The sequence below is a fragment of the Chitinophaga jiangningensis genome (assembly GCF_900142605.1).
In the GTDB taxonomy this organism is placed as follows: domain Bacteria; phylum Bacteroidota; class Bacteroidia; order Chitinophagales; family Chitinophagaceae; genus Chitinophaga; species Chitinophaga jiangningensis.
In genome coordinates this window covers 412,226-426,905 of the sequence record NZ_FRBL01000007.1, presented here as the reverse complement: position 1 = coordinate 426,905, position 14,680 = coordinate 412,226, and the positions used below count along the sequence as shown (strand labels likewise).

Below are 14,680 nucleotides of genomic sequence, written 5' to 3'. Positions count from 1 at the left end.
TCAAAAACCATGTTCGTAAAGCAATTATACACCAACTGCTTATCAGAAGCGGCATACTTCATTGAATCCAATGGGGTAGCGGTAGTAATAGATCCGCTGCGGGATATTGAAGTATACCTGGAGCTGGCAAAAGAACGCAACGCAACCATTGAGTACATTTTTGAAACGCACTTTCATGCCGACTTTGTATCCGGTCATCTGGAACTGGCGCAAGCCACAGGTGCTAAAATAGTTTTCGGCCCGGATGCGGTTACTAACTTCAACGCATATATTGCCAAAAACAACGAGGAATTCAAGATAGGGGAGCTCACTTTAAAAGTGCTGCACACACCTGGTCATACCCTGGAATCCACCTGCTACCTGGTGCTAGATGCGCAGCAACAGCCCTATGCAGTGTTTACAGGCGATACCCTGTTTGTTGGCGATGTGGGTCGCCCGGATTTATTCAGCGGCAACCTCACCAAAGAAGAGCTGGCTGGAATGCTGTACGATTCACTGAACAACGTGATCAAAGCGCTGCCTGATAACGTAATCGTTTATCCTGCACACGGTCCGGGTTCGGCCTGCGGTAAAAACCTGGGTCCGAACACCTACAGCACTATCGGCGAGCAGAAAGCAACCAACTACGCACTGCTGGCTACTGATAAAGCTGCTTTCATCGAAGAAGTAACTACAGGGCTTTCTACACCTCCTTCCTACTTCCCCATTAATGCAAAGATCAATAAAGAAGGTTACGATGCACTGACTGCCGTGATGGAAAAAGCCATGCGACCGCTCACACCGGCTGAACTGAAAGCCAAAGCAGCTGCAGGTGCCCTGATCCTGGATACACGCCCGGCCACTGAATTTGGCGACGGCTTCGTACCTGGCTCGGTAAGCATTGGTCTGGAAGGCCGCTTTGCTGAATGGGCTGGCAGCCTCCTCCCATTTGACCAGGATATTGTATTGGTGACTCCTGCAGGCAAAGAAGAGGAAACAGTGGTAAGAATGGCGCGCGTAGGCTTCGAAAATGTAGTAGGCTACCTCAAGGGAGGTTTCCCTGCCTGGGAAGCTGCCGGCGAGCAAAAAGACCTGATCATCACCGTAGAACCAGATGAACTGGCGATGGACATCCCGCACGATGATAATCTCGTGATACTGGACGTACGTAAGCCCGCTGAATTTGCGAGCGGTCACATCAAAGACGCAGTTAATCTCTCCCTGATAGATATGAAAGACCCGGGTAACCTGGCCGATATGGAAGATAACCTGAACTTTTATGTGCATTGCCAGGGCGGCTACCGCAGCATCATTGCCTGCTCACTCCTGAAAAGAGAAGGTATCCACAACATCCGCAATGTAGAGGGTGGGTACGCTAAAATGAAAGACGAAAAGGGATTAGTAGTAGTACAGGAAAAACCTGCACTGAACTAAAAACTTTTCTAAGAATATTTCAAGCCTGATCTGTGCCCTTCGGCGGCAGATCAGGCTTTCCCTTTACGGGGTTCAGCCGTTGCCACCGGCGACGGCTGAACCCCGGTTTTCTTTCGGGCCGAAGGCCCGAAAGAAAACCGGGGTAACGATTACATGCTAATAAGATATAACATGACAATTTAATGTCATGTTTATATATGATTTACAATAAGTTAAAGCCGGAAAAAATTGTCCATTCGGGTGTTTATCCTTAACTTCTATGGCTAAAACATCCAGTCATGAAGAGAAAATCCTTACTTGTTGCCCTGATCATATCCATGGGCGTATTTATGTTTGCCTGCAAACCTTCTGACAGCAAAATTCAACAGGCAGCGAATGAAAAACTAAGTGCCATCCCCGGCATTTCCGCTGATGTAAAAAATGGGGTAGTTACTCTTTCCGGAGAGGTATCAGATGAAGCAGCACGTTCAGCCGCTGAAGATGCACTCAAAGATGTGAAAGGCGTAAAATCTGTTGACAACAAAATTATGGTGAAGGCACCGGAACCAGCGCCGGCACCTGTTGTTATTAATCCCGACGATGTGCTGAAACGCTCGCTGGATTCGGCCTATGCAGCAGCAGGATTTTCCGGCATCTCCGTAACTATCCTGGATGGCGTGGTAACACTGGAAGGCACCGCCTCCAAGTCGGACCTCCAAAAAATTGTACGCACTGCACAGGAGTCAAAACCTAAAAAAGTTGTGAATAACATTAAAGTTAAATAACCCTTTAAATCTTTTTTGTCATGAGTTTACAGGACAAATACCAGGAACTGATAAACCAGGCTAAAACAGCCGGTGTAGCTGATCTGCAAGTTAGAGAGCAGGATAATGTGCTCTATATTGATGGTGCTACTACAGCCGCTGTAAAGGACCAGCTGTGGGATACCTACGAAAAACTGGACCCGGAAATGCGCTCGGCCGATGTGGTGATGAACCTTAAAGCCACCGATGCAGCAGCGGAAGAAAAAATCTACGAAGTAAAATCAGGGGATAACCTGAGTAAGATTGCGAAAAATTATCCGGGTGTATCCTGGAAAGATATTTTTGAAGCGAATAAAGATCAGATCAAAGATCCGAATTTGATTCATCCGGGACAGAAGTTGAAGATTCCGTCTTAAACTTTCATTTCCTTTTTAGCGGCATACAGAGACCTTCGGTCTCTGTATGCCGCTTTTGTTTGCCCGCCGCAGGCGGGTAAACAAAAGCGTTATTGATGGTCTTCATACCGGTGTTTCCACCTCCGGTGGCTCCACACCCATACTTCCGGCTGTTCGTGAATGTTTTTTTCCAGGAACCGCACGAATGTTTCGGTGATCTTGCCGGGAGGCTCATTAGCCGGATCTTCAAATTGCAGCGTTAAGGTAGCATGGTAATATCCCCGCTTTGGCTTCCGGATATCTGCGAATACAACCGGGATATTATGGCGTTTGGCGCTCATTTCAGGGCCTTTGTAGAAAGGCGTCATCTTGTTAAGGAAGGGATACCATAAGCAGCTGCGTGGATTGCCCGGATTTTGATCCGCCACCAGTGCGATGAGATATTGTTTATCCAGCCAAGGTTTAATGCTGTTACCCATATCGTTGGCTGGCAGCAAAATAGACCCTGCCTTCTCCCTGAAATGCCTGAAAAGCCTGTCAGCCGCTTTATTGGTAAGGGGCATATACACCACCAGGAAAGGAAAATCCACGCCCTGCATGCAGAAAACATTGGCCCATTCCCAGTTGAAATTATGCCCGAGGTGCATCTGGCAGCTCCTGCCTTTTGCATACAAATCCCGCAGCACAGTAAGATCGCAGATGAAACGTTTTTTTAGCTGCTTTTCGCTCATGGTGAGCAGCTTGATGGTTTCCACCATCATATCAGTGAGATTACGGAAGTATTTTTTGGCGATGCTGGTAATCTCCGCATTCGACTTATCAGGAAAGGCCTGGCGTAAATTCTCAAAAACTACTTTTTTCCTATAGCCAACTACGTAGTATATCAGCAGATAAAGAAAGTCACTTATCAGATACAACACACGCAATGGCAACAACGAAATCCCGTAAAATATAACCAGTAGTATATAGTACATTCTTCCTATCATTAAATTGATAGCAAAGGTAATGAAAACCAGCCGATTGCCTTACAGGACTATATTCTGCAACAGCTCGCACTTAAACGGATAATCTGTATTGAAATGCAGGCCACGGCTCTCCTTACGGAAGGCAGCACCTTTAACAATCAGGTATCCAACAGTAATCATATTTCGCAGTTGGCATAACTGGGGAGATACTTCTGTTTTCTCGTACAAAGATTCCGTTTCCTCATGCAGTATATCCAGGCGGCGAATAGCTCTTTGCAAACGTACATCTGTGCGTACAATACCCACATAATCACTCATTATCTGCTGCAGCTCCTTGAGGCTCTGGGTAATCAGGATCATTTCTTTTGGCGCCGTAGTACCGCGTGCATCCCAATCCGGCACATTATCCCGAAAAGGAATAGTATCGATTTTACTGGTAGCATCCATAAAGCAGCGGTGTGCAAACACCATGGCTTCCAGCAGGGAATTGGACGCAAGCCGGTTGGCCCCGTGTAAACCAGTGCTGGCGCATTCGCCGCAGGCATACAGGTTACGGATGGAGGTGAGTCCCCACTCGTTGGTTTTGATACCGCCGCAGCTGTAATGTGCCGCAGGCGCCACTGGTATCATCTGGTGCTGTACGTCTATGCCGGCAGCTTTACAGGTTTCGTAGATATTTGGAAAATGATGGATAAACTTTTCTATATCCATATGCCTGCAATCAAGGTATACAAACTCAGTACCGGTGATCTTCATTTCACTATCCATGGCGCGGGCCACAATATCACGGGGAGCGAGCGACAGCCGCGGATCATACTTATGCATAAAGTCCTCGCCATGAATATTCCGGAGAATACCACCGTCGCCACGAACTGCTTCGGTAATCAGGAATGACGGGCTAACACCCGGCTGGTACAAAGCCGTAGGGTGGAACTGGATAAACTCCATATTCTCAATACGGCCTTTGGCGCGGTACACCATCGCCACTCCATCGCCGGTAGCAATGGTAGGATTGGTGGTACTGCGGTATACCTGGCCGTTTCCGCCGGTAGCCAGCAGCGTTACTTTGGATAAGATCTTTTCAATTTCGTTGGTCTTGCGGTTGAGCACATACACACCGTAGCACTCGATGTCCGGGGTGGACTTAGTAACCAGGTATCCCAGGTGGTGCTGCGTGATCAGGTCGATCACAAAACAATGCGTTACCAGCTCTATGTTTGGCCGCTGGTGAATTGCTTCCAGCAGCGCTCTTTCTATTTCCTTACCGGTGATATCCTTGTGGTGAATTACCCTGAAAACGGAGTGCCCTCCTTCGCGGCCAAGGCTGAAGTCGCCATTGGCAGTTTTATCAAAGTTGGCTCCCCATTCAATGATTTCGTTCACCCTTTCCGGTCCTTCTGTTACTACAATCTCCACAATGCGGGGATTGCATAATCCGTCGCCGGCTATCAGTGTATCTTCGATGTGCTTTTCGAAACTATCGTTTTCCAGATCGTTTACTACCGCCACGCCACCTTGTGCATACTTGGTGTTCGTTTCATCCTCCCTGCTCTTGGTAATGACAGTAATTTTTTTGTCAGGACACTGCTGCGATACTTTCAGCGCGTATGTAAGTCCTGCAATACCCGATCCTATAACAAGAAAATCTGTTTGCATAAGGCAACAAAAGTACGAATTAAGCTGAAAGCTAATAGCCCTAAATTGAGGAGTGGTTACGCTGTAATAATGGGTTGAAATACAGTACAGCACCGGCCACCAGCAGCCACTGCGCCAGGCCGTAGGTGATCATCACCAGCACACCACCCGCGGGGAAAGGCCCTACAAATTTCCCTACTGCGATCAGGCTGTCGGAAAGGAGGAAGAGCACGGCGCCGGTTATACAATAAGCACCCGCTTTCTGCCAGTTCAAATGAAACGCATGAAGGGAACTTTGCACGGTGACGCTAAGTGTAACAGCGTATATAATCACGGGTATCTTCAGATCACCCAATACCGGGAACAGGTAGATCAGGAAGCCGATTAGAAACGCCGCATGCAGAAAGATCCATGGATATTTACATAACGGTACCGGGGGATTACTATACCGGATTTTTAAAAAGAAGCTGATATACATTACATGTGCCAGCAAAAAGCTACCCAGCCCGCCGAGGAAAAAGTTAGGATTAAGCTGGTCAAACATCAGCAATACATCCCCCCAGAAAGAGAAAAATAAAGCCAATAACAGGAAGACTAAATAGCTGCGTTTTATGTATCCCCTTTCCGTTAACACGAAAATGGCCAGTACGACCGTGAGCAGTGGCTTGGTTACGTAGCGTGGCACTGGCAGTTGCTGCGCAGTGAATATAACGTCCAGCAATAAAATTATACTGTATACCCATAGCCATTTGGAACGAAACAGAGGAGCCATCATATGGTTAAATATTGAGGATGATAGAAAACGTAGAGCCATGACCGCTAGTGGCAGGACTGCTGGCCCGCAGCTGACCCCCATGTAATTGTATAATCTGTTGCGACAAGCTTAAACCTATGCCTGAACCTTTTTTCTTCGTGGTAAAGAAAGGAATGAAAATCTTTTCCATGGCCGCTTCATCGATCCCCGGGCCGTTGTCCGTCACCTCTATATGTAACAGTCCAGTACCGGGCTGGTAAACGTGCATGGTAATTAGCGGATCAGTGGTGTGTTCCAACGCATCCATGGCGTTTTTTACCAGGTTAATCAGCACCATCTGCATCTGCGAAATGTCCGCATGAATCTCTGTTTGCTGTATATTAATTTCCAGGGAGAATTGAATGCCCGCCTGCTTCAGATCCGCCTGAAACAGGTTGGCCACAGCAGTAACGAGCGAACGGGTATTTACCACTGTGAACTGTGGTTCGGGAAGGGCGGTGTAATCGCGGTAGGCGTTTACAAAGTTCATAATGCCTTTGCTGCGACTCTCCACGGTGTCCAGTGCCTCCTGCAGGTCGGCAATACCTTCCGCATTGCTGGCTCCCGGCGCAATATCCAGTGCCACTATTTCCTGCATGGTACCGATGAGCGATACAATTGGTGTCACGGAATTCATGATCTCATGCCGCAGAATTTTAGTGAGGTTTTGCCAGGCATCCAGCTCTTTCTTTTGCAGTTCCGCATGAATGTTCTGGATGGAAATCAGCTTGATCAGTCGCCCCTGCAAGCGCAGGGCGGTAGCGTGTATGGATAACTGTTGCTGCTGTTTGGTAGCGTACAGCGATTTATTACCGGAGGGTAATTGCAGTAACAGCTCGTCCAGTCCGGGATGCGAGGCTTTCAGCTCCGAGAGGTTCCGCAGCCGGTAGATATTGAGCAAACGAAATGCGGCAGGATTGATCAACTCAATTTTTCCGGCTGCATCAAAGGAAATCACGCCTATGCTGATATGCTGGATAATTGTATCGATGTATTTGAGGTTCGCCTCTTTTTCCGCACGTGTTTGCCGGAAGGCTTCCAGTACTTCATTGAACTGCTGGTTCAGCTGCTGGAAGCTTTTACCCAGTTTATTGTCACTACTGAAACGGATCGAAAAATCCTGGTAGCGGATCGACTCGAGGAACAACGTCAGCTTACGATTAATGCGGTTCAGGTAATGATAGATACCGTACATCTGCCCCAGTACCAGCGGGATACAGAGGTAGGCAAGCACCCGGCTGAAATCGAAAAACAGCCATGCACCTGCGGTAATTGTTACTGCAAGCAGCACAACACGTATACAGAGGTTGGTACTGAACCGGTTCATGCAGTGTAGTTATATGTTATATTTTTCGAGCCGGCGATACAGCGCAGCCCTGCTCAACCCCAGTTCCCTGGCCGCTTCCGTGATGTTGCCGCTGCACTTTTTCATCGCCTGCGTGATGATGTTTCTTTCCATATCTTCCAGGTTATAACCGGTATCAGCTGCCTGATCATTGGCCTGGTTGTTCTTGGTGAATACATCTTTAGGTTGCAGCGTTTTTCCTTGTGAAAGAATCACGGCCCTTTCTAAAGCGTGTTGCAGTTCGCGGATATTTCCCGGCCATTCGTATTTCTGAAGCTGGGTGATTAGCGCATCGCTGAGACTATTAACAGGGCGTTTGTACTTATCGCGGTAGATGTTGAGGAAATGTTCTGCCAGCGGCACGATATCGTCTGTGCGTTCCCGTAGTGGGGGCAGGTGTATTTCAATGGTGTTGATTCTGAACAGCAGGTCCTGGCGGAATTGCTGCTGGGTGGCCATCTGCGGGAGGTTTTTGTTGGTGGCGCAGATCAGACGCACATCGATATTGATTTGTTTGTTGGAGCCTACTTTGGTAACATTTCTGTTTTGAAGTACCGTCAGTAATTTGGCCTGGAAAGGGGTGGTAATGTTCCCTATTTCATCCAGGAAGATGGTACCGCCGCTGGCCTCTTCAAACCTGCCTTTCCGGTCGTCCCGCGCGTCAGTAAAAGCACCTTTTACATGACCAAAAAGTTCACTCTCAAACAGGCTTTCGGAAATGGCACCCAGATCCACGCTCACAAAGGGTTTATCTTTCCGGTGTGACTGCTGGTGAATATGCCTGGCCAGCATATCCTTTCCTGTACCGTTTTCACCGAGGATGAGGATATTGGCATCGGTGCCGGCTACACGTGATACAGTTTCGAATACTTCCTGCATGGCCGGGCTTTTGCCAATCAGCAGGTTGCCACCGGTGCCGGCGTGTGTGGTACCTGGCTTAGCGGTAGCCGCTACGTGCTTTTGGTAGGCCGACTGTATAGTAGCCACGAGTTTATCATTTTCCCATGGCTTGAGCACGAAGTCGGCCGCACCGGCTTTAATGGCCCTCACGGCCATTTCCACGTCGCCATAGGCTGTAAACAGCACCACTGTTGACTGGGGTTTGATATCGAGAATACGGTCCAGCCATTCAAAGCCTTCCTTTCCACTACTGAGGTCGCGGGTAAAATTCATATCCAGCAAAATCACATCGTAGTCGAAATTACTTATCAGGTAGGGTATTTTCTGGGGGTTCCTTTCAAAGTCAACCTGTTCAAAATGTCTTTTAAGAAGTAGTCGTGCAGCGCGTAACACGTCTGCATCGTCGTCTATAATAAGAATTTTCCCCTGTTGCATTGTGGTCATAGCGGTGATATTGTGTGGGTATTGGCTACAATAATAAAGAATTTTTCTCCGCACGGAAGTAAAGATTTGAAAGTGTCCGAATGTGAACAAATGCTGTGCGGAACAGGACATAGTTTAACGGCGGAATACGCTTTAATGCATTGTAATATAGTAAGTTACGTTATTGGCATATGCATTGACTTCTACCGGGCATCAAACTTTCCAATAAATCATGGACAGAAAATTAGAAAAGAAATTTTGGACCAGAAAACGCATCCTGATAATAGGAGCGGGCAGTATAGCCGTACTGTTGCTGGCATATAACCTCATCTTCGCAGATCACAGGGCCACCCTCAACGTGGAAAAGGAGAAAATTACCATTTCACCGGTTACCAAAGGAACTTTTGATGTATACATAGCTGTAACTGCTGTAGTAATGCCATTAAAAACCATCCGCCTGGATGCGATTGAAGGAGGATATGTAAGTCATAAATACCTGGAAGGCGGCAGCATGGTGAAGGCTGGCGACTCCATCCTGAAGCTGGATAACCAGCGGCTGATGATGGATTTCGTGAACCATGAAACTGAAATTTACCGTTTACAGAACGAATTGCAGAATACCCGGTTGGCCATCCGTCAGCAGAAATTTACCATGCAGCAAACGATGTATGAAATGGAGGCGAAGATAGCAGCAGCGCAGGATTTGTACGACCGCAACAAGCAACTGGTAGACGAAAAGATCGTGGCCCGCCAGGAGTTTAACAAGAACAAAATTGAGCTGGAAGGCTTAATCAAGCAAAGGGATATACAGCAGCAATCCCAGCAATACCAGGATGAAAATGCCGTGCGCCAGATAGCCCAGCTGGAAGGCACGCTGGTAAGAACACAGCGTAACCTCGCGCTGATGAAGGAGAACCTGAACAGCTTAATTGTACGTGCCCCCGTGGATGGCCAGTTATCTTCAATAGATGTGGAAGTGGGCTCCAGCATTACTGCCGGCCAGAATCTGGGTCAGATAGATGACCTGAACGGCTTCAAATTACGCGCAGATATTGATGAACACTATGTTTCACAGGTATTTGCCGGCTTAAAGGCCACCTTCGAGTTTGATGGTAAGAGTTACGATATGATGGTTACCAAAGTTTATCCCGAGGTAAAGAACGGCCGTTTCCAGGCGGATCTTACCTTTGAAAAGCAAACCCCGGAAGGTATCCGTCGCGGCCAGTCCAGCCCTATACGGCTGGTACTTGGGAAGTCTAACGAAGCTATACTGCTGCCACTGGGAGGTTTCTTCTCAGACACCGGTGGGAACTGGGTGTATGTACTTGATAAGGATGGCAAACGTGCCGTAAAGCGTAACATCACCCTGGGCCGTAAGAACCCGCTGTTTTTCGAGGTGTTGGAAGGGTTGCAGCCTGGTGACAAGGTGATCACTTCTTCCTACGAAAGTTTTGGCAACAAAGATGTGTTAGCCTTTTAGTAATATTATATTCAGAATCCCATAAAAGCCTTTTTATGATACGTACCGTTAACTTACAGAAGCTCTTTACCACAGAAGAAGTAGAAACCACAGCTTTGAATGGTATTAATATGGAAGTACAGGATGGCGAATTTGTGGCCATCATGGGACCTTCCGGATGCGGAAAATCGACCCTGCTCAATATTCTGGGGTTACTGGATAATCCTACTGACGGTGAGTATCATTTCTGGGGAAAAGAGGTGGCGCGCATGAGTGAGCGCCAGCGGGCCCAGTTGAGGAAGGGAGCTATTGGTTTCGTATTCCAGAGTTTTAACCTGATTGATGAACTGACCGTTTACGAAAACGTGGAGTTACCGTTGCTGTACCTGAAGGTGCCGGCACCGGAGCGCAAGCAGAAGGTGGAGGAGGTGTTGGAGCGCATGAACATCATGCACCGTCGCAACCACTTTCCGCAGCAGCTGTCTGGTGGGCAGCAGCAGCGTGTGGCCATAGCCCGTGCCGTGGTGGCCAAGCCCAACCTGATCCTGGCCGACGAGCCTACCGGTAACCTGGACTCCACAAATGGTGAAGAAGTAATGAAGTTGCTGCAGGAGCTGAATAATGCCGGTACCACGCTGATCATGGTAACCCACTCACCTTATGATGCGGGATTCGCCCACCGGGTAATTAACCTGTTCGATGGCCGTGTGGTAACTGAAAATATCAAGGAGCAATTCCACGTATAGACCTATACGTTACCTAACTGCGTGTATTCCATCGCGTTATAATATTTTAACTTTTACGAGTAGAATAACAAGTGAACAAGTAACCAGGGAGTGTGTCCACACACTCTGTCTATATAATTTGCAAAAATTAAACTATGATACAGTTACAAGATATCTCCAAACACTATCCGGTAGGATTTGGTAAGAATGAAATTCTGAAGAACATAAACCTGGACATCCGGGAAGGTGAGTTTGTGTCGATAATGGGCCCTTCCGGTTCCGGCAAATCCACGCTGCTGCACATTCTGGGACTGCTGGAAGAGCCATCTTCCGGCAAATATCTTTTCCAGGGGGAGCGGGTGGATAGCATGAATGAAAAAAAACGCACCCAGTTGCACAGAGGTGCCATTGGCTTTGTTTTTCAGGCCTATCATCTGATTGACGAGTTAACCGTTTACGAAAATATTGAAACCCCTTTATTATATAAGAACGTACCGGCATCCGAAAGGAAAAGCAAGGTGGCCGACATCCTGGACCGCTTTAACATGGTGGCGAAAAAGGACCTTTTTCCGAGCCAGCTTTCCGGCGGCCAGCAGCAGCTGGTAGGTATTGCCCGGGCACTGGTGGCGGAGCCTAAGGTCATCCTGGCCGATGAGCCCACCGGTAACCTCCATTCCGATCAGGCTAAAGTAATTATGGAACTATTCAGCCAGTTAAACAAACAGGATAAGATTACCATTGTACAGGTTACCCACTCCGATGTGAATGCCACCTATGGCAACAGGATCATCCAGATACAGGACGGTATAATTCAATAATAATAATCTGATAAAAAAAGATTATGTTGTACACTCAAATTTTGAGGTATGCCACCATACCTACTAAAATTTTACCTTCCGTCAATAAGAACAGGAAAGTATCGATACAATTACTATATTTTTGTAATGCTATGAGATTATCCCGATATGCAGGCTGGTGCCTGTTACTATTCATGTTTGCTAACATCTCACAAGCTGTAGCGCAGGATACGTGGAGTTTGCAACGTTGTGTTGATTACGCATTGCAACATAATATACAAGTGAGGCAACAGGACATACAGAAGCGTATGGCCGAGCTTACCCTGAAGCAAAGCAAGTTGAACAGAATTCCGTCTGTTAATGCCAGCTTAGGTGGAGCGTACAATGAAGGTCGTAACCCCAGCCCTGAAACCAACACTTATATTCAACAGTCCTTCACATCGCTGAACGGTAGTGCCAACGTGCAGGGTGACATCTTTAACTGGTTTGCCAAGCAAAACCTGGTAAAGGCGAATACCTTTGATTTACACGCCAACAATTTCCTGCTGGATAAAGCAAGAAATGATCTCGCGTTTAACGTGGCCACTGCATTCCTTCAGATACTGCTGAATATTGAACAGGTAAAGGTGAACGAGGTGCAGGTAAAACTTACCAACTCCAACCTGGCAAATACCAAGAAGCTGGTAATTGCCGGTTCTGTTCCGGAAAGCAACCAGGCCGATCTGGAAGCACAGCTGGCAACAGACAGCGTAAATCTGGTAACTGCTCAAAATAATGTTATCACATCTATTTTGCAGATGAAGGCATATATGAACCTGGATTTTGAAATTCCATTTCAGCCAGAGGTGCCTGAAAATATATTTGATCTGCCCATGGCCCATCTGAGTGAGATGGCGCCGGAAATGGTGTATAGCGCGGCTACCACCACATATCCTTTGCTGAAAGCGGACGATTATAAAGTGCAGGCAGCGGAATATAATTACAGGTCTACCAGGGCAGGCTTATATCCATCGCTGGGTTTTAACGCAGGCCTGGGTTCCTCTTTTGCCAATAACTTCAGAAGCCTGGACCTGACGAAGGTGCAGAGAACAATAGATACAGTGGGGTATCTTGCAAATGCCCCTGCGCAGTTTGTTGTAAAAGAAGGGGCACACATTCCTTCCAATGCATATTTCATGACTCCCTTTGGTGATCAGATCAGCAATAACTTCCAGCAGTTTATTCAGTTGAACCTGCGTATCCCAATTTTCAATGGCTGGCAGGTAAGGGCTAATACCAAAAAAGCACAGCTGAATGTAGAAAATGCTAAGCTGACTAAGGAACAGGATGTGCAAAAGCTCAGACAGGATATTTACACCGCCCATGCCAATGCTGTTGCTGCCCTTCAGAAGTACACCGCGTCTTCAAAAGGAGTGGATGCTGCACAGAAAGCCTATGACTTCGCGACTAAACGATTCAACCTTGGTCTGATGAATACCATCGACTATATTACCACGCAAAGTAAACTGTTCAGGGCCCAGATCGACAAGGTTTCTGCACAGTACGATTATATATTTAAAATGAAATTGCTGGAGTTCTACAGAGATCAAAAAATATCCCTGTAGCGCTTTTCAGGAAATAAACTGCTTTATGAAGAAAAAGACACTTTACTGGCTCATAGGCATACTCGGTTCACTTATTGTTCTACTCATCGTCCTGAAAAAAACAGGTGTTATTGGTAAGGAAGAAGGTATTAAAGTCGCTACAGAAAAGGCGGGCCGCAAAAACATTATTGAAGTAGTAACGGCCAGCGGAAAAATTTACCCCGAAGTAGAAGTAAAAGTTAGCTCCGACGTTTCCGGTGAAATCACAGACCTCCTGGTGCAGGAGGGCGATAGCGTAAAAAAAGGCCAGGTACTGGCACGCATATACGCAGATATTTATGGCTCCATGGTGGACAAGGCTGCAGCCTCTGTTAGTCAGTCGCAGGCCCAGCTGGCCAACACCACAGCCGCGCTTAATTCTTACAAAGCCCGTCTGGATCAGAATAAAGCAGCGTATAACCGTAATAAGGAACTGCTGGAACAGAAGGTAATTTCAAGGTCAGAATATGAAACTGCTGAAGCTACTTACCTGGCTTCCCTTGCAGATTATAACGCCGCAGTGCAGCAGATCAACAGTAATAAATTTGCTGTTGCCAGCGCACAGGCAAACCTCACCGAGGCTAATAAAAACCTGGGTCGTACTACCATCAATGCCCCCATGGGCGGGATTGTATCACTGCTTTCCGTAAAGAAAGGTGAGCGCGTGGTAGGTACGGCGCAAATGACCGGTACTGAAATGTTACGCATCGCAGATATGAATGCCATGGAGGTGCAGGTAGATGTTGGAGAAAACGATATCCCTAAAGTAAAGTACGGGGACACAGCCATCATTGAAGTAGATGCTTATAATAACCGCAAGTTTAAAGGGATCGTTACCCAGATTGCAAGTAGCAGTAAAGGCGCAGCCACTACTACAGCTGCGACCAGCAGCGCAGAACAGGTAACCAATTACATCGTTCATATTCGTGTGCTGGCTGAGAGCTATGCCGACCTTATGACTGTTACCAACGGTGGCCGGAAGATTTATCCTTTCCGCCCGGGCATGAGTGCCAGTGTGGATATTCAGACAAGGCACGTCAATAATATCCTGGCTATCCCTATTAATGCTGTTACTACCCGTGACCAGGATAGCGTGAAGGGCGATAAGAAAGTACAGGATAATACTACCCCTGGTTCATCTGAAAGCACCAAACCAGCGTTAAATGAGGTGGTATTTGTGTTACAGAAAGATATGACCGTTAAGATGGTGAATGTAACCACCGGCGTACAGGACGATACGAACATCGAAATTTTGTCCGGCTTAAAAGAAGGGGATGAGATTATCACTGCGCCTTATTCAGCTGTTTCACGCACCCTGTCTAATGGTAAGAAGGTGAAAGTAGTTCCAAAAACACAGTTGTTTGAGGGTAACCAGAAGTAAGCCTGATAACAGATAAGATACTTGAAGCCGCGCCTTTGGTGCGGCTTCTTCCTTTTCAATAGGGGCAATTTCATTACATTGCGT

13 protein-coding genes are annotated in these 14,680 nt (G+C 47.2%); 8 read left to right on the top strand and 5 right to left on the bottom strand.

Translation table 11 applies throughout. The features are described from left to right. The first annotated feature begins 9 nt into the window (after positions 1-9). The 3 genes from BUB18_RS19975 (at position 10) to BUB18_RS19965 (ending at position 2,572) form a co-directional block, all read left to right on the top strand. Complete coding sequence (locus BUB18_RS19975) at positions 10-1,413, top strand: MBL fold metallo-hydrolase (protein WP_073084459.1); 1,404 nt, start codon at positions 10-12, stop codon at positions 1,411-1,413. 278 nt (positions 1,414-1,691) lie between these two features. Continuing rightward, a complete protein-coding gene (locus BUB18_RS19970) occupies positions 1,692-2,177 on the top strand; it encodes a BON domain-containing protein (protein WP_073084458.1) in 486 nt (161 codons plus the stop codon). A 20-nt stretch (positions 2,178-2,197) separates the two neighbouring features. Further along, on the top strand, positions 2,198-2,572 hold the full coding sequence (locus BUB18_RS19965) for a LysM peptidoglycan-binding domain-containing protein (RefSeq protein WP_073084456.1): 375 nt from the start codon (positions 2,198-2,200) through the stop codon (positions 2,570-2,572). Positions 2,573-2,661: 89 nt separating this feature from the next. Here the strand turns inward: BUB18_RS19965 and BUB18_RS19960 are convergent, their stop codons facing one another. The 5 genes from BUB18_RS19960 to BUB18_RS19940 are packed head-to-tail and all read right to left on the bottom strand — an operon-like array spanning position 2,662 to position 8,633. Continuing rightward, the gene (locus BUB18_RS19960) at positions 2,662-3,537 is read right to left on the bottom strand and encodes a lysophospholipid acyltransferase family protein (protein ID WP_073084455.1); all 876 of its coding nucleotides are present in this window, start codon (positions 3,535-3,537) and stop codon (positions 2,662-2,664) included. Positions 3,538-3,576: 39 nt separating this feature from the next. Then, positions 3,577-5,172: an L-aspartate oxidase gene (nadB, locus tag BUB18_RS19955; protein WP_073084453.1), complete on the bottom strand. Its 1,596-nt coding sequence runs from the start codon at positions 5,170-5,172 to the stop codon at positions 3,577-3,579. Positions 5,173-5,212: 40 nt separating this feature from the next. After that, positions 5,213-5,926, bottom strand: coding sequence for a lysoplasmalogenase (locus BUB18_RS19950; protein ID WP_073084452.1), 714 nt, complete (start codon positions 5,924-5,926; stop codon positions 5,213-5,215). A gap of 4 nt (positions 5,927-5,930) precedes the next feature. Continuing rightward, the gene (locus BUB18_RS19945) at positions 5,931-7,271 is read right to left on the bottom strand and encodes a sensor histidine kinase (protein ID WP_073084450.1); all 1,341 of its coding nucleotides are present in this window, start codon (positions 7,269-7,271) and stop codon (positions 5,931-5,933) included. Between the two features lie 9 nt (positions 7,272-7,280). Further along, positions 7,281-8,633: a sigma-54-dependent transcriptional regulator gene (locus BUB18_RS19940; protein ID WP_218588068.1), complete on the bottom strand. Its 1,353-nt coding sequence runs from the start codon at positions 8,631-8,633 to the stop codon at positions 7,281-7,283. 211 nt (positions 8,634-8,844) lie between these two features. Here BUB18_RS19940 and BUB18_RS19935 point away from each other — a divergent pair, with 211 nt between their 5' ends. The 5 genes from BUB18_RS19935 to BUB18_RS19915 all read left to right on the top strand — a co-directional run bounded on the left by BUB18_RS19935 (position 8,845) and on the right by BUB18_RS19915 (position 14,596). Next, entirely contained in the window at positions 8,845-10,092 is a 1,248-nt protein-coding gene (locus BUB18_RS19935) for an efflux RND transporter periplasmic adaptor subunit (RefSeq protein WP_073084446.1), read from the top strand. 35 nt (positions 10,093-10,127) lie between these two features. Further along, positions 10,128-10,817, top strand: a complete 690-nt coding sequence (locus tag BUB18_RS19930) for an ABC transporter ATP-binding protein (RefSeq protein ID WP_073084444.1) — start codon at positions 10,128-10,130, stop codon at positions 10,815-10,817. A 134-nt stretch (positions 10,818-10,951) separates the two neighbouring features. Further along, positions 10,952-11,614, top strand: coding sequence for an ABC transporter ATP-binding protein (locus BUB18_RS19925; RefSeq protein WP_073084442.1), 663 nt, complete (start codon positions 10,952-10,954; stop codon positions 11,612-11,614). Positions 11,615-11,745: 131 nt separating this feature from the next. After that, positions 11,746-13,197: a TolC family protein gene (locus BUB18_RS19920; RefSeq protein ID WP_178372160.1), complete on the top strand. Its 1,452-nt coding sequence runs from the start codon at positions 11,746-11,748 to the stop codon at positions 13,195-13,197. A 25-nt stretch (positions 13,198-13,222) separates the two neighbouring features. Continuing rightward, positions 13,223-14,596 (top strand): efflux RND transporter periplasmic adaptor subunit, encoded by a 1,374-nt coding sequence (locus BUB18_RS19915; RefSeq protein WP_073084440.1) that lies wholly within the window; start codon positions 13,223-13,225, stop codon positions 14,594-14,596. Positions 14,597-14,680 lie beyond the last annotated feature (84 nt).